This is a genomic window from Butyrivibrio sp. FC2001, assembly GCF_000424125.1.
Classification (GTDB): Bacteria; Bacillota; Clostridia; order Lachnospirales; family Lachnospiraceae; genus Butyrivibrio.
Map to the genome: position 1 here is coordinate 21,385 of NZ_KE384134.1, position 19,705 is coordinate 41,089.

Below are 19,705 nucleotides of genomic sequence, written 5' to 3' on the forward strand. Positions count from 1 at the left end.
TAAAAGCTCCCCGATTACTCACTGGTAACAAGCTGAGTATACAAACCATTCTTCGCCATCAGTTCACTGTGTGTTCCACGTTCTACGACCATTCCGTGATCAAGCACTATGATCTCGTCGCAGTCCCTTATGGTAGAAAGCCTGTGGGCAACTACCACACTTGTAATTCCTCTGTCCTTGATCGCCTTTACAACGCTGTATTCCGTCTGTGCATCAAGGGCACTGGTTGCTTCATCCATAATGATAAGCGTCGGATCCTGAGTAAGAATCCTCGTTATCTCTATTCTCTGACGCTGACCTCCTGAAAAGTTCCGGCCACCCTCCGTCATCTTATACTGATAGCCGCCGTCCCTTTGCATGATGTCCTCATGTATCTGGGCATCTCTGGCAGCAAGGATCATCTCGAAATCTTCTATGGACTGATCCCACATCTTGATATTGTTGGCGATCGTATCCTCGAACAGGATTACCTCCTGATTAACGACAGCTACTGAGGATGTAAAAACGCTTCTGTCTATCTTTTCAGCGGGAACGCCGTCAAATAATATCTCACCTTCCCAGGGCTGATACAGTCCTGAAATAAGCTTACTCAAGGTACTCTTTCCGCAGCCGGAGCCACCCACAAATGCAACGCTTTTCCCGGGATAAAGCTCCAGATTAAAGTCCTGAATAAGCGGCGGCATCAAATCTGAATAGCCAAAGGTAACGCCCTTCATTGAAAGCCTGCCGGAGAGCTTACCCTTTGATGCATCAATAGTGTCATCCACCTTTTCCTTAACAACCGAAGGATCCAGTGGATATTCCATAACATCATCGATACGCTCCATCTCGGTACGCATCTCCTGAAGACTCTGACCGGCATTTATAAATGACTCCACGGGAACAAGGAACTGTGCAAAAAGTCCCTGGAAGCCCAGCACTGTACCTGCTGTAAATCTTCCAGTCATGACCATGTAAACGCCCATTATAAGGATCAGATTATTGGTCAGCGTCATGATAATAAAAGGCACATTTCCAAAGTAGGCATTCAGCTTTGAAAGCTTAACATTCTGCGCATTCACACTGGCCTGATAGCCTGCCCATTTTCTGAAAAAGCCGTTCTCTGCGCCGCTGCTCTTAATGGTCTCTATCATCTCAATTCCGGATACAGTGGTTGAATAGAGCTTTGCCATATCACGCATCTGTACGCGGGTTATATTCACTCTCCTGGCACTGATAAGGTGTGACAGGAACAGATTTATGAAAACCGCACTCACACCTACGAGAGTCATGACCACCGAATAATTGATCATGAACAGCAGGTAGAACACAAGCATCGCGGCATTTATAAGGAGCGGAGCAAAGGTGTTAACAAGGACATCCGCTATGACCGCATTTGTAAGACGTCTCTGCTCTATGTCACCGGCCATTCTCTGTGAAAAGAACTTCATCGGAAGCCTAAGTACATGCCAGAAATAAGTGGCATTCCCTACCGCATCAAACTTACCGCTGATGCGAAGGGAATAAATGGCGCAAATCCACAACACAACTATGTGGACCATTGTGATCACAGATAAAAAGAGCAAGAACACATTTACAAGCCCCGGATTAGTGCCCGGAAGCATATAATCCATGAAGAACCTTGCTAATCCGGCACCAATAAGGAGACAAAGCGATGCCGTACATGTGGTAATTGCTACAAATGCAAAGGCTACCCCCGTTCCCTCGAGTCTCTTTTTTGCAAACTCTATCATGCTCTTCTTCTCACCGGATGGCTCGAACCCTTCTCCGGGAGAAAAAAGAATCGTAACGCCGGTAAAGCCCTCATCAAACTCCTCGTCTGTAAGGACCACATCACCTCTTGCAGGATCGTTAATATATACTTTTCCGTTCTTAAAGCCCTTAAGAACTATGAAATGGTTAAAATTCCAGTGAACAATGCAGGGAAAGGTGGCGTTTTCCCTAAGAGTCTCTATCTCAAAGCGATAGCCCTTGGCATTAAACCCATGAGCTCTGGCAGCCCTTGCAATATTGCCGGCCTTAGAGCCATCACGGGATACGCCGCAGTCCTCTCGTACCTGCTCCAGCGGAATCCATTTATCATAAAATGCCATGATCATAGCAAGGCTGGCTGCGCCGCATTCCAGTGCTTCCATCTGCATCACCACCGGAACCTTCGCAACCCCTTTCTCTACAGGCATTTTAATTCTTTTATTACTGCCCATGCTCATACGAAATTCCTTTCTCAATTGAGAATGCACGTAATAGGAGCAACAGTCTTTTCGCCAGCTTCGGTATTAACATGGATCTCACCAAAAATTCCCCATATGAGAGTTCCGGTTAAAAGTACTATAACCGCAAGCAAAATAATCCAGATCGAAGGCGTAGTAACCTGGATGTAATCGTTTAACTGTTCAGGAGAAGATACACGTTCTATACTTTTTTCTCTGAAAATCTTATTACCTTCCATAAGTCATCCTCCTTCGACACGATATACCACTTTTATTGTACAGTATGACGATTTTCCGTTTATAAACTATGTAAGAATATTTCATAAAAAAAATAAAACCCTGCATATTTACTGGGAAATATGCAAGGTTTCTACTTTAAATGGTCATTTATTCAATTAAATTTAGCAAATTGTAGTGTCGTTAGGTCTTCTCTGAGGGCCTCCGGAAAGTGTATTCTGTTTAAGCTGTTCAGGTCTTAAAACACAATCCTGTGCTATAACAGGAGTTTTTGATCTCATAACAAGATCACCTGCTATTACACCAAAAGCCAATCCACCGGCTGCATTATCAAGATCATCATCAGAAAGCTCATTTGCTAAGTTTGCATCCTGTAATTTCTTCTCGTCAGACATTTTTCCACCTCCATAAGTGTTATACGCTACTATATTTTCACTGAACAGCTGGGCTCGCAAGCGGGCTTTATGCGATTCATCGGTAAATGTTGCATTTTTAAAAATCTCTTCTATTTCTTTCATCCCATTTACTTTCACCTCCTGTTCTCTATATATTAATACGAATCAGAGACAAAAAAGGCGACATAAAAAATAATATTTTTATAATAAAAAACCGGTAGTCAGATGACTACCGGCTTTCTATTTGAAGTTTTAATTATTTCTTATTAACAAGATCCTTAAGAGCCTTACCAGCCTTGAACTTAGGAGCTACAGAAGCGGGAATCTTGATGCTCTCGCCAGTCTGAGGGTTCTTACCTGTTCTTGCTGCTCTCTTTGTGGTCTCGAATGTACCAAAGCCAACAAGCTGAACCTTATCCTTCTTCTTAAGCTGCTTTGAAACAACGTCAACGAAAGCCTTTACAGCCTTCTCAGAATCCTTCTTAGAAAGACCTGTCTCCTTTGCAATTGCTTCTACTAATTCTGTCTTGTTCATATTATTTTTCCTCCAATAATAAGAAAATTTAACTACATTGACTATACTAGCACCCAAAATGCTGAAAAACAAGCCTTTTTTAGCAAATAATGTCGAATTTTTCCGTATTTAAGCCTTTTTTAGTCATAAGTGTCAAAAAAATCTGATTATTCTTGTAAAAAATAGATATTGAAACTTCCAAAACTAGTGTTTTCAAGGTTTTCGAAAGAATACGTTCTTCTAATGCAAGTAATTACTTAATAGCTGTAAACTCCAATACGGGATGTTCCTCTCTTTCAGTCAAAAGCTTCTCAAATTCCTCACGACCTCCGGTAAATTCCTTATCGTTGTCGTAGGAGTTATCTTCTCTTAAGAAACCTGAATACTCTCCCTTTGCATCGCCATCAGTAACACAATCCTTTACCATAACTCCTACCGTTTCCTCATTTTCAAATGAGAAGTAGGAAATATACTCGTGATTGTCTCCTGCATAGAGGATGCCCTTTTCATATCTGAGAGGGTATGCGCTTCCATTGCCGGAAACAGTAGTAAGCTGATAAGGTCCAAAGCCTATATCGGTGTAAAGAGATGCTTCGTAAGCTGAATTATCCGCCTGGAAAACCATATCGGTTACCACAAGAAAATCCACATCGCTTCCATATAGATTAATTGTTGTATAGCCCTGTCCTTCCTTGAGGCTCGCAATAATCTCATCAAAATCCTTGAATTCCTTTTTTCCTGCCTGCTCCTGAACAAAATCATCATAGCCATCATAGCCCTTGCCGTCGCCAAGCAGAATCGGATCCCAGCCATAATCCTGATACTGGGTTATAGGAAGCTCATTACTGAATACATATTCGGCGATAACCTGTCTTCTGATATCCTCTCTGCCATCTGCATCTGAATAGATTGACATAAAGGCTTCGTAGTAATCTCCGAATATTCCCTTTACTTTAGCGTCAAATTCTTCGTCTTCCTCAAGTATCTCAAAATTTGTAACCTCATAGTCACTACCTGACTTCTTCAGATGAATCAGTCCGGGATAGTTTCCGCAGGAATCAGTCTCCAATGTGTCATCCTTAAGATTGTAATTAAATATCCAGAAATCTCCACCAACACGGATATCATCACTATTACTCTCATCTATGAAAATGTCATAAATAACAGGGATGCATACATCAGCCTTCTCATACTGACTTCCAAGCTTATCTATAAGGTAATTACTTACCGCATAAAGAACGGAATCCTTCTCCGGATACTCGTAAGCAGGAAGTGTAACGGTGGATTTCTTTTCGGGGATGGATGCCTTTGCAACCAGATCCTCACTGATCACTGCAGTCTTTTCATGCATCATCTCCCTAGCTGGCAATACCTGTGCGCTGCTCCCACAGCCGGTTACCGTTATAAGTGCTCCGCAAAAAAGCGAAAAACAACATTTACAAAATCTTTTCATATTGCATCTCTCCTTTACTCTTTTTTTGCATCGCTAGAACCCCAATATGTAATCCCCATCATTGTAAGATCGTCAAATAACGGAACCTTCCCGATAAACTTCTCTATACCACCCTTTACATGCTCCAGAATTTCCTTTTGATCAAGGTCATTGACCTCGTTTAACGTTTCAAGAAGCTTCTCTGCTCCGAAGAACTGTCTGTGGTGATTGGTCGCATCAATAACACCATCTGAGTAAATAAACAGTTTATCTCCAGGCTCAAGCTTCCATTCCGTCTCTTTAAATGTTGCTCCATCAACCGCTCCAAGAACCACTGAATGCTTATTCTTTATAAATTCGAATTTGCCACCGCCCTTGGCATAGGCCGGATTCTCATAACCTGCATTGGCTTCAAGAGCTCTTCCTGTCGAAAGCTCGATTTTCATCATCCAGAGTGAAATGATCATATTGTCCTCATTCTGTCCGATTATCCAGTCATTGGCCTCGGTAAGAATCTGTGAAGGAGTTTTCCCCTCCTCTGCCTTGAGCTTAATCAGCGTCCTTGCTTCCATCATGAAAAGTGCGGAAGGAATGCCATTACCTGTAATATCAGCTGCCATAAGCACCAGATGGTCATCATCAACAAAGAAGAAATCGTATATATCTCCTCCAATCTCCTTTACGGGAGCTAAGATTCCATAGATATCAAATCTCTTCTCTCTGTCCCTGTCAGGGAAGCTGTCCGGTATCATTTTGCGCTGGATATTGTTAGCTACATTTAACTCAGCCTTTATCTTTGTCTGTTCTGCAATATGTGCGCTTTTCTCTTCCTCGTATTTAGCAACCCTTTCGGCAAGAGCAGCTATATCATCGGCAAGTCTTCCTATCTCATTATTGCTCTTTATACTTCTCATCTTGCTGATCACTGTAAGAGAATTCAGATTATTGGTGTATTCTCTAAGTCCCTGCTGGATCTGAGTAATCGGCTTAATGACAGCACGATTGGTTTTTTCCAGCAAGAATCCGCACATACAAAATGACAAAAAGACAATTATTATAAGCAGAGTATTGGTGTAGTTAAAACTGGTCTCCTTAAGATAAGCCTCCCGGAGCTCAATGATTATAAGTCCTATCAGCTTATCCTCATATTTCACAGGATAGAGCACTCCTGTAAAATATCCGCCCTCATTATCTTCAATATAGAAAATACTGTCATCAACATCCTCTATTTCCTTCTCAGGATTATAAATCTTCTGAGCCTGCTTAAAGATCAGATTATCCCCTGTGGGAATCGGATTCTCAGAGGTGTTGATAAGCACGCAGTATTCCCGGTCTTCATTGGCCGTAGTAAGCATTGGACCATCGAGGGTATCCTTCTCCGTATCATTGATGAACGTAAAGTGATCAACCGCTATCCAGTAACTGAGTAATGCTATCTTACGCTTTTGTCCATCATCCATGTTCTCTACGTCTTCCATAGTGAAATCATATATAGAAGACACTTTGAATTCTTCAAACATGGCTGCAGGATTTTTCATGAATTCCAGCATCACATCGTCACTTTCCGACAGCTCATCCTTATGCTCATGCCAATATTCCAAAAGGAATGGATACGCCTTAAAGGTCTCGATGTATTCCTCTGTCTGCTGCGCCTGTGAATACGCAGTTTCACTCTCGCTTATTCTGGCCTGCTGTCTAAAGCCACGCAGGGCAAGAACTGCCACCACAACAGCCATGATAGCAAAGGCCAGAACAAACAAGTTTCCATACTGAACTAATATGTATTTATTTCGTCCGGAAGTTTTCTTCATTCTTTAATATTTTGTACCAGTTGCCTCAGGTGTAACAGCCATCAGATCACGGATAACATCATTGCCGAGGTCGCCTCTCTGGTGATAGGAGGTTGTTCCTGACTTAGTTTTCTAAAAATATTATACGTGAGGTGCTTTGAAAAAAAATATCACTAAACGTAACATATTCTGAAATTTTTAATAACAATATTAAGTGGAAATAAAGTCGTATCACCAAACTTAAATTTCCATAAAAAAAGAGCAAAACAGACAGTTTTTGCTGCCTGTTTTGCCTTTTTTGTCACATATTATTTTATATGAGCGGACTTTACTAAAGCCACAAATAATATCTTATTTAATCCAGCATAACCGGATCCCATCCGTAGTCCTGGAAAGCAGTGATTGAGAGATTATTTGTCTTAACATACTCGGAAATAATCTGCTTTCTCTGTTCCTCTCTGCTTGTTCCCTGTATTGTCTGGAACACCTTCATGAAATCGTCGTAATGCTCTCCGAAAATCTCCTTAGCACTGGAATCGAAGCTGCTACCATCCTTGCATACATCAAAGGAAGTAACTTCATAGCCTGTGTCAGTCTTCTTAAGGTGCATTGCTCCGGGATAATCACCACCTGATTCACACTCAAGAATATTTACGTTGAGATTGTAATTATCAATATAGAAATCACCGTATACAACAATGTCATCCGGGTTGCTGTCATCTGTAGTAGTTACAGTAATAACAGGTATGCTGACATCTGCAGGTTCATAATTAGTCGCAACATTTTCTATAAGATATTTATTCACTTCATAGAGAAGCGACGTCTTGTCAGGATATTCATAAACAGGAAGCTTCTCCGACGCATCAGCAACGGAGGATGCTTTTGCAGTTTCGCCATCAACAACCTCTGTCGTTTCGACTTCCGCTTCAGGTACTGCATCACTTCCAACGAGAGGCTCTGAATTACCACAGCCTGCTGCCGTTATCAGTATTCCACAAAACAATGCTAAAAATCTTTTGTCAAATCTACTCATGATATCCTCCTCTCACCAAGGAATTGTCTTACTCAAATTATTATAAGACAGACTGCATCATAAATAGTGTCACATTTTCTAAAGTTTTTCTTAAATAACCATAATCTCCTGACTTCATCATAACTAAATTTAGAAAAATTTTAGATTATTCACCGTTAATCCGCATTGTTCGCAAACCAAATAACTTTATAATTATTTTTGAAGGAGCATAATATGAGAACATATAAGTCCAAATTTGAAAACAATAAGAATATCGGAAAAATATCGATTTTTATAGTGATGCTATTTTTATGTATCACAGCGGTTGCAGGCTGCGGAATTACTAACAAAAACAGTGCTGGCACTAAAACTCCTGAAGCTGCTGTGGAATATAGCTATAAAGAAGTTCCGCTTGAAAGAAACGGTATCGCCCTGCATCTGGATTGTATGACTTCAGAAAGCACAAAAGCCAATAAGAATATTCTTCTAATTCACGGCGTCACCTATTCATCCCACGAATTTGATATTGATTATGAAGATTACAGTCTTGTGCGTTTTCTTGCACGAAAAGGATATGCTGTATGGCGCCTTGATATAGCAGGCTTTGGACAATCGGGAGAAGTGTCTGATGGCTTCCTTCCTGATTCGGATTACGCAGCAGAAGATATATATGCTGCAGTAGAAAAGATATGTGAAGTGTCAGGACAAAACAAGATAGACCTTCTCGGATGGAGCTGGGGAACCGTGACAACCGGCCGTTTTGTGACTACTCATCCTGAGCATATAGAAAAGCTTGTTTTGTATGCACCGATACTCTCCGGCGTTGGTAAATATGAAATAACTGAGTCTTTCCATCATAACAGCTGGGAACATGCTGCTGATGATTTTCAAAAAAATGAGGATGGTACCATTAATTACGAAGTTACAGATCCTGTTGTCATTGAGCTCTTTTGTTCAAGCTCCTGGCACTATGATAAAGAGACCAGCCCCAACGGTGGCAGGCGGGATATCTGTGTTGATAAATCAAAGTCACTTATAGACCTTTCAAAAATAACAGTCCCCACACTTGTTATATGCGGAGACTGCGATCCATATCTTAACTATGACAGAATAAGCGCGTGCCTTGATGAGCTGCCAGGTGACTCTGTACTGGAAGTAATCGAAGGCGCTTCTCATGTTGCTTATATCGAGAAGCCCTACTACCATGATTTCCAAAACAGATTGATACAGTTCCTGGATTAGGCTGATTCATGCGAAATGTTGATCATAAGAATATGGACCAGCAAAAAGCAGATTGCCATTCCCCAAGCAGTAAGCTTGGCTCTCTTCATGTTCATGAACATATAGCGTCATTGTCTCCTTGGAATTATATCTTTATTGTAAGAACATTGAGTCCCAGTAGACTCTGATAATTCATCTCTTTAGCGATTTTGTTTACAAGTCTTATTCCCACATTCTTTGTAATTTCATCTGTTTGAAGAATCGTAGTTCTTTCCAATGGATTAAAAGCTCTGCAATTATCCTTTATTCTAAGGATAATATCATTGTTTTTATGCACTATGCGTATATCGATTGAATGCTTTTCGGTGTCCTTGGTAAATCCATGCTCCACAACGTTTCCTGCCATTTCCTCAAGGGCAAGTCCGGCATAAAAAGCTCTCTTTTCATCAATATTTTTCTTTCTGCAAAAATCCACAACCTGCTCTGAAATAGCGGTCACTTCTTCAATCTGCGTAATACTGATATCTATTCGCTCGTCATCCGAAACACCAAATTCATCGGGAATAACCAATAGTTCATCCAGGTTCCTCGGAAGGCGCCTAAGACATGCCGCCGCGTATATAACTATAAACGAGCAGCACAAAACGCCATTAAGAACATTTGCTACATAAAGACCGTTCATTTTCATTATCGGGATAAGTAATATTGAGCACGCAATCACGAAGACCGCTCCATCCATAATAGGCAGTACATGTGACAGGCCCTTCTTCTGCATAGCCTGACCGTAACAGCCAAAATGCAGACACCACACGGAAAATCCCATACATAGCGGCAATATCCTAAAGCCCATAAGTGTCATGTTATAAACGGGGTCACTCATATCACGGTAAAACATTTGAGTAAGCGGTGTTCCAAGTGCGACTATAAGCATTGCTACTAAGACCTGAAAAATAGTGCACTTAACCAGAACTATCCGATTTATATTCTGCAGGGATCTGCGATCCTGTTCACCTATGGTAATTCCAAACAGCATACGCGTTACCGCAAGCATTCCATATGGAAGTGGCCAAAAAACAGCCATTACTGAATTAACAGCAGCAAAGGCTGACAGTCCAACGCTTCCCACATAGGTCAATATAAGAGCGTTTATGATAAAACACCTGAACATTTCCACAAATCTCGACAATGCCCCGGGATAGCCGCGCTTAATGATATGGATTGAATCACTGAATGAAAAGACTTTGCCCAGGAATTTCATCTCCGATTTCCCCGACAAATAAAACAGTCCCATAGTAATAAGAAAGCCCCACATACCAAGAGCTGTTCCAAGCCCGAGCCCCAGAGTTCCGAGCTTTAAGTACACTACTAAAACAGCATCCATTATTGTGTTGGTAATGATACATATAAAACTGGCCATCATGGTACGTTTCGTCTGATTTTCAAGTGAAAGGAACGCAAAGAACTGCTGCCCCAGAACAAGAGCCGGGATTCCGAAGGCCTGACCTATAAGGTACAGATTCATGGCACTTCGTTCTGTCTGATCAGGGATGAAAAGCTGCGTGAAATTGGTAAGTGCGCACAGTGCAAGAATGATTGATGTGGTAATTCCAATCACTACCGCGGCAATGACATCCGTGGAGAAAAACTTGTTAACTGAATCCATGTCGTTTTTGCCCATAGCCTCACCCACTAGAAGCTGTGAACCACTGACAAGAGTTATGCTGACTGCAAATAAAAAGTGATTAAGCGGCGAATAATAACCGATAGCACTCATGGCAACTTTTCCTATAAAGTTGCTGGCAAAAAGGCTATCAACTATGCCTGTAAGAGCGTTAATAATTAGCAAAAGAACCTGATAAGGCAGCAGTCTGAAGTATAGCTTTGTAAGCAATGCCTCTTCTGATGTCTTTTTCATGTCCGGATCCCCCTCCTGATGATTTATCATAGATACATCAATCATGCTTGAACCAGTTCACTTGGAACTGAAGCATTCATCTTTTTCTCCTTTACTTTTTCTTCATTACTGCCACTAATATGTCTGAGTAGTATGGAACTGTACAGATCGTACCTTCGGGCATATCAGCTGTATTATAATGATCAAAATCTGATAATAAGTCGCCGATTTTTCTATGGGCTTCAATTTCTTCATCAGTCATTTCTGATTCATTTTTTTCTGCTTCAGCTGCTCTTTCTTCTTCTGACATTTCAGCAAAAGCTGATGCAGCTTCATTTGTTCTTGTCCAGAATACTGCGTCTACTGTTCCGCTTGATAGTGCCGTTGCACGTCCGATACTGTCTACTACAACAATTTCAATATTCTTTCCTATACGTTGACTGATCTCCGCAAGAACAGCGGTATTAAAACCTGCAGGTGTGCCGTCAGCAGCCACATAATCCATTGGTGGAAGTGAACCTGTAACAGCTACTTTAATAGTATCAGCTCCTTCGATTTCCGGCATTGATATAGCCTTGGCTTCGCCTCCATTGATAAGAGTATCTATTTGTTCCTTTACAAGTTTATCCAGAGTTCCATCATCTTTCATATCTTGGATGGCAGAACTAAATTCGTCTCTCAGTGCCTCATTATCTTCCATCATAAGGAACGCAAAATTGTTACTCAGGTTACCAGATAATACAATGTTGGCAAATGTATTACGTTCTTTTTCAGTGTCTACGATATACCTAGGCTTCAGACTATCATCTGTAGCACAGAGGTATTGTCCGACCTTGTCATAAACCATCATTTCACCAATATCGCCAGCATTTAGCGCCATCAACATAGCATCCATGCTATCATAGAAAACAATTTCACGCTTAACTTTATTTGGCACTTTCACTGGAGAATAATTATTCTCTGCATAGCCATCCACATGCAAAGTGCTTAATGCAACAATCATCGCATCCCTGTATCTCACCATCTCTTCTTCTGTCATATTAAGCATGGTCAGAACACCAATTTTTCTAACTATTACTTCATCTGTAGGTGCTTCGGTCTGTTCTGCTGTAGCGGTATCACCATTACTTGCTGTTTCAGTAGTAGCTTCTTCGCTGCTACCCTCTTCACTACTTGCAGTTTCAGCCGCTACTTCTTCGCTACTTGCAGTCTCAGTGCTTACAGCCTCACTAGTTGCTGCTCCGCTATTTGCATTGTCCTTCTTTGCACCGCAGGCGCACATTGTCAGAATCATTGTAAGTACAAGTGTAATAGAAATAAGTTTTTTCATTGAAATTTTCCTCCAACTAATAGCACATAATATCGAATTAATTATACAGTCTCAGATACCTGTCTATTATTAGGGTTATATTATGTTTTTCTAAACACTATATAAAATCTGCCCCGTATTCATATACCGGAGGAAAAAATGAAATATAATATTTGTAAAGGAGGATATGTCCTATGAAGCTGATCGGTGATTTGAAAAAGAATGTAGAAAAAGCGGCTGACCTGAAGGAAGCTAAAGAAATCATCAGGGAAGCCGGTGTAGAATTAACAGACGAAGAATTAGAGCAGGTTGCAGGGGGAATAACAAGCCCGACCCCTCAAAAACTTTACTATAGTGGTAGTGCACAATGAAACACATTATAAAGAGAGGGCTGATTGCCCTCTTTTTAACAAGATTGTCTTTTCTACTTGACTCTATGAAGATTTTAATACTTGTCGCGTAGTTTTTGACTCAATATTGACCTATCCTACGCGACTTTTCTATGTCTAAGCAATTTTCACGTAGGCAAATGCTTCTAGGTGTCATTTTCTACACGACTAATCTCTGTTCAGCGTAATATGTCGCGTAGTTACTTCCCGACAGCCAATTTGGCCTACGCGACTTTACTGCCCTGTGGCATTCGACGCGTAGTCACTTCCCGACAGCCCATTTGGCCTACGCGACCTTACTAGCCCTGTGGCATTCGACGCGTAGTAACACTTTTGTAGAAAAAAATATGTTGGCCCAAAACTTTACTCAACACTTTTTCTGACAAAAAAGTGTTTGCCCCAAACTTTACCCAACACTTTTCCACCAAAAAAGTCCCCATCAACTCTTATAAACATCGATATCCAATAGCTTCTCCATCTTTGCCACAATCAATGTTACTGCTATATCGCCCGTGGTATTGGATACCGTTCTGAACATATCAAGTAGTGAATCCACGCCAATGATGAGGCCGATCGCCTCCATCGGTACACCTATCATATCAAGAAGAATTCCAAGACATACAAGTGAAGCGCCAGTGACCGAAGGGGTTCCGAGGGACAGCATGACTATTGTGATGATAATTGACAGCGCCATCGAATGAGGCACTTCTACTCCGTACATTTTCGCAAGGAACATGCTGGCTACCGCCAGGTGAACGCTGACGCCATCCATATTGATAGTTGCTCCAAGGGGAATGGAAAAATTGCAAACCTTAGGTGAGATTCCGAGGTCATCGGTACATATCTTGATGTTCACGGGCATAGAAGCACTGCTGGAGGACAGCGAGAATGCATTGAGCATACCACGCAGGTTTTTGCGGAAAAATGTGAATGGATTAAGTCTTCCTATTAGCAGTATCAGAATGCCATAAACCACCATCATGCAGGAAAGTGCCAGCACATCCGTGAGCGCCATTCCAAACATTGCCTTCATGGTTTCAAAGCCGGTTGTGGTGAGCATTATGAACATCGAGCTGAACAATACCAGCGGAATCAGCTTAGTGATAAGCGTCGTTACAGTGAGGAAAAGCTCATTAAAGGCTTCAAACAAATCCCTGACAATCTTGGAATAACTGCCTATCATACCCACTGCAGCACCTAAGAGAATTGCAAGAAAAATGATCTGCAGCGTATCAGACTCCAGGAAAGGTCTTACAATATTGGCCGGAATTATGTTGATGATAGTGCTAAGAATTGATACGGCCACTCCTGTACTTACTGTAGGTTCCAAAGTTGTAAGGTTGCCGATAAGGGCACCGCCCCACATTCCGGGATTGATAATAAAGAACATTCCAAAGCCCACAACAATGGCAATCAGAGTCGTAAGCATATACATGCATATTACCTTGACACCGATTTTTCCAAGCTCAGAGAGATTCGTAAACTGTGATATACATGTCACTATAGAAAAAAATACCACAGGCCCCACTACTATCTTTAAGGCATTCATGAACATGGTTCTGATGGGAACAAAAATGTAAGTGCATAATCCTGTATTGACAAATTCAGGAACAAACAGCTTAAAGATAACGCCAATAACAATTGATACTGCCAGAGCATACAAAGTCAGTCGTGTAGTGCTCTGCTCACTTTTCCCAACAGTTATCTTGAATAGATTAGTGCCATTATTATTGGAATACTTAACGTGCTTTTCATTGGCTACAAGTATCAGAAGTCCTGTATCAATATCTTCTTCGCTGCTTTCAAGGGTCTTGGCTGCATAAGAAATATTACCGTCGCCGAACAGCTCCGGTATCTCCTCTCCCTTAGCTTGTATTTCCACATAAGTTCCTCCAATAGAGCGCCTTATGCGTATCGATAGTGTTGTGTCTTCCCGGGCATACTGAGCCACCTTAAGAATTGCCTCTTCGCACAGGAGCTCTGCCTTAAGTAAAGCCTTTTGGTTCACTTTACGCTTTGAAAGCTCTTCAGTCAGATAAGCTTTGCATAAAGACATGTAATCCTGTTTTTTCATATCAAATCTGGTCTCAGCCATGTGACGTCCTCCAACCGTTAGAGAAAAAAAGATATATATTTTCTAAAGTTTTTCACAACAATATTAAGGTCGTATTAAATATGCCCGTCAGCTATGTTATTGTGTTTTCCCCTGAAATATAATTGTTTCTGATGATGTATTTCTTATCTTCAGAAGGGAGAATATTCGCATGAAAATTACAACCTTTAATACTTCAATCATTGCCAAGGAAGCAGAACCAATCATTAAGCTCTTCGAGGAACTCGGTTTCAAGGAGACCCATAATAAAGCCGAAAACAATGATGTAGAATTCTCTGCTCACCGCCTGAGAGATGCTAATGACTTTTTCGTTGATGTAGTCGAGGTTCCTGTTATTCCTCAGACATATACAGCAATCAGAATCAATGTTGATAATTACGATGAGGCTTATGAGTTTTTCATGTCCAAGGGCTTCAGACAGGCGAAGGGCTTTGCACCTAGCACTACTGAATCAAGTAAGTATGCTTACCTTGTTTCTCCGTCCGGATTTATCATTGACCTCTGCGAGCATATTAAGGACTGATAAATACGCACCAAAAGCGTTATATATTATACGGATGGCCAGCCACATTGCTGGTCATCTTTTTTCATTTAGAAGAATTCCCACCCGAATGAAGTATCTGTTTATTTAAAATTCCCAGCCGATCTGCTTCCTCAATTTCCTCAAAGTGAACCATCGCAATCTTAGTCGAGGTCGCAACAAAATCAAACAGCAAAAGTAATGTCGCAATGATGCCCATGTATGCTTTGGAGATTCCGCACTGCTTCATAATGATATCGATAGCTATAAGTGTTCCTCCTGATACAGGTGGAATCGCCGGGTGTACAAGGAATACAATGATCCACGTAGTGATAAACCAGAACACATTCACACTAATACCGCTGTATTCAGCCAGGAAATAAATGATAATAACAAAGGCGTTGCCCCAGTTTAGTGCATGGAACTGATTTTTAAGCGGCGTTGCAAAGCGGCTGTACTTAGCATCTATTCCAAGCTTATTTTCATTGATATCAAGCTCGGTTCCATAGGCAGCCATTGAGGATGCTGTAGTAAATCCAATCAGCAGGGAAGGATAAATCTTCTTCATAAGCACAGAGCACTTAATCTTATACTTCATACTTATCGCTAACAGCTTTAAGATCATCGCACCAACATTAATTACAAAGCAAAGTACAATTGGCTTCCACAGTTTAAAAATAACTCCCACGCCATTTTCCCAAAATAGCTGTGTAAGATTCGCAAATATGTAAAGCGGCAGCAGTCTGCATACCATCTCCATGATACTGACAAAAAGTGTATCTCCCTGAATGATAATGCTTCTGATATGCTTCACTTTGTCGCCAAGGATTATGAGCATGCCACAAATAAAAAATGCGATGACAAATATCTGAAGGAGATTTCCTTCCGCAAACGGAGATACCGGATCTGAAGGAAAGATATCCATTATGAGATTATATATATCCTTTAACCCGCCGCTCCCTTCTGATTTTCCGTATGTGAAATGAAAAAACGGAATCAAAACAAGTCCAATAATAAATATGCCCTCTACTCCTGACCAAAGGATTCTATAAAATAAATTTTTCCCTTTTCTGTTTAAATCTGTAACGCTCTCCATCCCACATGCTCCGGTGAGAATCGAAAGAAAAATAAGGATTCCTGTGAAGGTGCTAAGGAGATTCATGAAAATTGTGGATATGGTATCCAGGACATACTCATTTACAAATGAGCTGACAGCAGCAGGGATTAAAGGCCTGCATAGACCTGCAATAAGTGCAGCTGCAAAGGCCATAATAAAAATCTTCTCATTCTTTATCCTGTTACCGGGAATTTCAAGTCTGAGGGAATTTTTAACATTGTCATAACTCCAGGTCGGAGCAAATCCAAATTCGCTCAAAAAGTGGCTTGTGAGAGGGCTGATTTGATCGGTTTCAGCAGGATTGAACGCATCACCCTCATACGTAACCTCAATCATTTTATGCCCCATCTTCTTTACTATTCTGATGACGACATCTCTTGCTTCAGTGTAATGCTCTTCGATATCGATAAGCATAGACTCAAGCAAAAATACGGTAGGTATCTTTGTCTCAACCTTATTCTCGGCAAGCCATGATTCCATAAAATCAGTAACCTCGACTATTGCCTTTTTATCAAGTTTGTATTCGAGTTTTGTAATTTCAGCCATCTGTGTTTCCTTCCCAAAAAGAAAATAGTCAGGTACTGTTTTCCGATAATACTCCTTAAAAAAAATTATAAAGTAAGTTGCATGCTAAAAAATATCGCATTACCTAACTCTTTCTTAAGTTTTTCTAAATTATCCAATGCTCATTCCTCCGATTGATTTTTTCCTGGGAATAGGTTAAATTCTAGTAATGCGCGTACTAAAATATTTTTTGATCCTATTACTAAATTTACTTACATTTGCCACGCATGAGCTTGAGGGCCGTAATGTAGCGCTAAAAGACAGTTACTATCTTGGAAGTGCCAAGACTCCGGAGGGAAGAACCTTAGTTGTAAGCATTTTTGCCGATGCGGACGGATATTCCTGGAATTTTGATTCTGATGTAGATAAGAACACCATAGATAAAGTAAACCGTTATATGAAAATAGCAGGCGATTATATCGAAGATGTCGCTGCCGATTATGGAAAGGAGTCGGAATTCATAACGGATTTTCAGAAAAATTCTGATCTGTTCTACAGAGTGTCTCTTGACTGCGATATGTCTAATGATGCTACCCGTTCCTATGAGGTGTGGAAATATATAGACAAGAACATTGATACAAACGCTCTTAAAGAAAAATATGATGCTGACAATGTGATCTATTTCGTTATAAATAACACTGACTGGAATAATCACAACATCACAAGCACCAGAGACTGGTATAGTGGCATGCCCTATCCCTACGAAATCGTGTACCTGTTCACCATCGATGATAAGGAAGCCAATTGCCCCGCAGTTTATGCCCACGAGATGCTGCATACCTTTGGAGCGCCTGACCTGTATACAACAGCTGATTACTATGGCATCAATAAGGATGATGTGAAATATTTTGAAACCAATATGCCAAATGAAATCATGTATACCTGTTCTGATCTGCGTTCATCCAAATATCTGTATGACAGAATCAGCAACGAAGTAAGTGAACTTACTGCATATTATGTCGGACTTACCGATAGCTGCGATCTGGTAACAGAGCTTGGTCTTGAACCTAGTGATCATGTTAACAAGAAATAATTTCGCTTGCGAAATTCTCGCGCCGAGCGCGGTTGCAGAATGCAACATATTCCATTCGCGCGAGTGCGCATCCACGCGGAGCGTTTTAATATCATAGGAAAGCAATTTCCTATGATATTAAAAAATAACCTCAGAGCATGTGCCCTGAGGTTATTTTAGTCTCTATTTCAAAATATCATTTTGCAGAGAAGAAATCTTTATATGTTGTGTGCTGATCTAAGCCAAGTGCACCGCCATCAAGCATATAGAAATCCTGATCAGAAGCGTTGAATATCATAATAAACTTTCTGTCATTGACCTTTATAATTCTCTTAGGTGTGCAGAATACTTTTCCATGAAGGGAAATGAATACAGGATTCTCAGGCATTGTGAAGCCTTCCTTTACATCAAATGTAACACCTGCTTCAGAAATTCCGGTAGGAAGTGTGATGTGGAAAGCACCAACGATGTTTGATCCGAGTTTAGCAGCAATCTTCTGTGCAGTTCCTGTATAAACAGGATTTACATGTGTAATAACTGCTGTCATTCCGGTTACATCATCCTTGCTCTGTTTAACTCCACCAACACCTGTGGAAACAGGAATGAAAGTATCTGACTCTACCCACTCAGCACCGAGAACAGCATTATTCTCAAGCTCGCCCGGAACGATTCTGTCAGGGCACTGCGGTGCTGCACTAACTGAAATTGTCAGTGCACAAAACAATGTTGTTGCAAGAATTGCAGAAATAATTTTCCTCATTTACGTTACCTCCTAATAATAGAATTGTTTAAATGATAGAACTACTTCAATTACCTAAAAATCATAACCGATAATAGTAAAATGCCGATATAAAATGAATTAAGTGTTTATTAAAAAAAATTTTGTTTCATGATGGTTACCATCTTCCGGTTATCGTCTCTGTAATATGTCTATTATTAGGCTTGTATTATGTTTTTCTACTCGCTCTATAAATTGATTTTCATTTTCTGATGACCTGTGGTATCGACGACAGCAGGTATTTTGTATATTCATGCTGCGGATTTTTATACAGTTCATTGGCAGGCGCCGACTCGCATATCGTTCCGTCTTTCATGACACAAACTCTGTCTGCTATAAAGCTTACGACAGACAAATCATGGCTGATAAAAAGGCATGTGAGCCCCATCTGCTTTTTAAGTGTCTTGAGAAGATTAAGTATCTGAGCCTGTACGCAAACATCCAAAGCAGATACGGATTCATCACAGATAAGGAGTTTCGGATTTAATGCGATAGCTCTTGCAATTCCTATTCTCTGGCGCTGTCCGCCTGAGAACTGATGAGGATAGCGATCAAGGCAGTCCGTCCTTAGTTCCACCATATCAACAAGCTCCAGTACTCTTTCATCAAGCTCCTTTTTGGAATTATAAACATGCCAGGCTTTTAATGGTTCTGCTATGATATCTCTTACCTTCATGCGAGGATCCAGAGATGATGCAGGATCCTGGAACACCATCTGCATCTCTCTTCTATAGGGTCTGAAGTTTTTCTCGGATAAACCTGATATCTCATTGTTCTCAAAAAGAATAGTCCCCTCATCAGCCTTAAGCATTCTCATGAGAAGTCTTGCAAGGGTGCTCTTCCCACAGCCTGATTCTCCTACAAGCGCAAGGGTTTCCCCTTTATAAATATCCAGACTGATATCTTTGATTACACAGCTTCGTTTATTCCAGCCTATGCGAAAACTCTTTTTTAAATGAGATGCAGATATAATTACTTGCTCTTCCATTTATTACACCTCTATCATTCATTACGCCGATTTCACTTTTTGAATACTTCCGGCGTAAGTATCATGCCTTACTTTTTGCGGCTTGCAACCGATGTACTAATTTGTTCGCGGATAGACGTAACGGCATCTGGTAGGTTGCTCCCGCAGATAAACCAATATGAAGTAATCATCCCCAACTGACTCAACACCTCCTGCAATATGAGCTCGACC

At 40.8% G+C, this 19,705-nt stretch carries 17 protein-coding genes; 4 read left to right on the forward strand and 13 right to left on the reverse strand.

The features are described from left to right. Window positions 1-14: 14 nt before the first annotated feature. The 7 genes from G601_RS0119105 to G601_RS0119135 all read right to left on the reverse strand — a co-directional run bounded on the left by G601_RS0119105 (window position 15) and on the right by G601_RS0119135 (window position 7,611). Window positions 15-2,210 (reverse strand): NHLP family bacteriocin export ABC transporter peptidase/permease/ATPase subunit, encoded by a 2,196-nt coding sequence (locus G601_RS0119105; RefSeq protein WP_242834457.1) that lies wholly within the window; start codon window positions 2,208-2,210, stop codon window positions 15-17. Window positions 2,211-2,224: 14 nt separating this feature from the next. After that, window positions 2,225-2,449 (reverse strand): hypothetical protein, encoded by a 225-nt coding sequence (locus G601_RS0119110; protein WP_026666290.1) that lies wholly within the window; start codon window positions 2,447-2,449, stop codon window positions 2,225-2,227. Between the two features lie 162 nt (window positions 2,450-2,611). Next, on the reverse strand, window positions 2,612-2,965 hold the full coding sequence (locus tag G601_RS0119115) for a hypothetical protein (protein WP_026666291.1): 354 nt from the start codon (window positions 2,963-2,965) through the stop codon (window positions 2,612-2,614). Window positions 2,966-3,098: 133 nt separating this feature from the next. Then, window positions 3,099-3,377, reverse strand: a complete 279-nt coding sequence (locus tag G601_RS0119120; RefSeq protein ID WP_022761419.1) for an HU family DNA-binding protein — start codon at window positions 3,375-3,377, stop codon at window positions 3,099-3,101. Window positions 3,378-3,609: 232 nt separating this feature from the next. Continuing rightward, window positions 3,610-4,809, reverse strand: a complete 1,200-nt coding sequence (locus G601_RS0119125) for a hypothetical protein (protein ID WP_026666292.1) — start codon at window positions 4,807-4,809, stop codon at window positions 3,610-3,612. Between the two features lie 14 nt (window positions 4,810-4,823). Further along, on the reverse strand, window positions 4,824-6,599 hold the full coding sequence (locus G601_RS0119130) for a PP2C family protein-serine/threonine phosphatase (protein ID WP_026666293.1): 1,776 nt from the start codon (window positions 6,597-6,599) through the stop codon (window positions 4,824-4,826). A 334-nt stretch (window positions 6,600-6,933) separates the two neighbouring features. Further along, window positions 6,934-7,611 (reverse strand): hypothetical protein, encoded by a 678-nt coding sequence (locus tag G601_RS0119135; RefSeq protein WP_026666294.1) that lies wholly within the window; start codon window positions 7,609-7,611, stop codon window positions 6,934-6,936. A 213-nt stretch (window positions 7,612-7,824) separates the two neighbouring features. On the opposite strand from G601_RS0119135, the gene G601_RS24220 reads away from it, so the two are divergent. After that, window positions 7,825-8,832 carry an alpha/beta fold hydrolase gene (locus tag G601_RS24220; protein ID WP_051206074.1) on the forward strand — a complete coding sequence of 336 codons (1,008 nt, stop codon included), beginning with the start codon at window positions 7,825-7,827 and terminating at the stop codon, window positions 8,830-8,832. Between the two features lie 124 nt (window positions 8,833-8,956). Here G601_RS24220 and G601_RS0119150 read toward each other — a convergent pair whose 3' ends face one another. Together G601_RS0119150 and G601_RS0119155 are read right to left on the reverse strand one after the other, a co-directional pair. Then, a complete protein-coding gene (locus tag G601_RS0119150) occupies window positions 8,957-10,726 on the reverse strand; it encodes an MATE family efflux transporter (RefSeq protein ID WP_026666295.1) in 1,770 nt (589 codons plus the stop codon). A gap of 91 nt (window positions 10,727-10,817) precedes the next feature. Continuing rightward, window positions 10,818-12,035: a transporter substrate-binding domain-containing protein gene (locus G601_RS0119155; protein WP_026666296.1), complete on the reverse strand. Its 1,218-nt coding sequence runs from the start codon at window positions 12,033-12,035 to the stop codon at window positions 10,818-10,820. A gap of 173 nt (window positions 12,036-12,208) precedes the next feature. Here G601_RS0119155 and G601_RS26330 point away from each other — a divergent pair, with 173 nt between their 5' ends. Further along, window positions 12,209-12,385: a hypothetical protein gene (locus G601_RS26330; protein ID WP_155834576.1), complete on the forward strand. Its 177-nt coding sequence runs from the start codon at window positions 12,209-12,211 to the stop codon at window positions 12,383-12,385. Window positions 12,386-12,842: 457 nt separating this feature from the next. Here G601_RS26330 and G601_RS0119170 read toward each other — a convergent pair whose 3' ends face one another. Then, window positions 12,843-14,498: a dicarboxylate/amino acid:cation symporter gene (locus G601_RS0119170; protein WP_026666297.1), complete on the reverse strand. Its 1,656-nt coding sequence runs from the start codon at window positions 14,496-14,498 to the stop codon at window positions 12,843-12,845. Window positions 14,499-14,667: 169 nt separating this feature from the next. Here G601_RS0119170 and G601_RS0119175 point away from each other — a divergent pair, with 169 nt between their 5' ends. Beyond that, on the forward strand, window positions 14,668-15,039 hold the full coding sequence (locus tag G601_RS0119175; protein WP_026666298.1) for a VOC family protein: 372 nt from the start codon (window positions 14,668-14,670) through the stop codon (window positions 15,037-15,039). Between the two features lie 64 nt (window positions 15,040-15,103). Here G601_RS0119175 and G601_RS0119180 read toward each other — a convergent pair whose 3' ends face one another. Next, window positions 15,104-16,699, reverse strand: a complete 1,596-nt coding sequence (locus tag G601_RS0119180; RefSeq protein ID WP_026666299.1) for a dicarboxylate/amino acid:cation symporter — start codon at window positions 16,697-16,699, stop codon at window positions 15,104-15,106. 208 nt (window positions 16,700-16,907) lie between these two features. On the opposite strand from G601_RS0119180, the gene G601_RS0119185 reads away from it, so the two are divergent. Continuing rightward, window positions 16,908-17,750 (forward strand): hypothetical protein, encoded by an 843-nt coding sequence (locus tag G601_RS0119185; RefSeq protein WP_155834577.1) that lies wholly within the window; start codon window positions 16,908-16,910, stop codon window positions 17,748-17,750. A gap of 175 nt (window positions 17,751-17,925) precedes the next feature. Here the strand turns inward: G601_RS0119185 and G601_RS0119190 are convergent, their stop codons facing one another. Beyond that, window positions 17,926-18,489, reverse strand: coding sequence for a hypothetical protein (locus G601_RS0119190; protein WP_026666301.1), 564 nt, complete (start codon window positions 18,487-18,489; stop codon window positions 17,926-17,928). Window positions 18,490-18,709: 220 nt separating this feature from the next. Further along, window positions 18,710-19,495 (reverse strand): ATP-binding cassette domain-containing protein, encoded by a 786-nt coding sequence (locus G601_RS24225; protein WP_051206076.1) that lies wholly within the window; start codon window positions 19,493-19,495, stop codon window positions 18,710-18,712. Window positions 19,496-19,705: the final 210 nt, after the last annotated feature.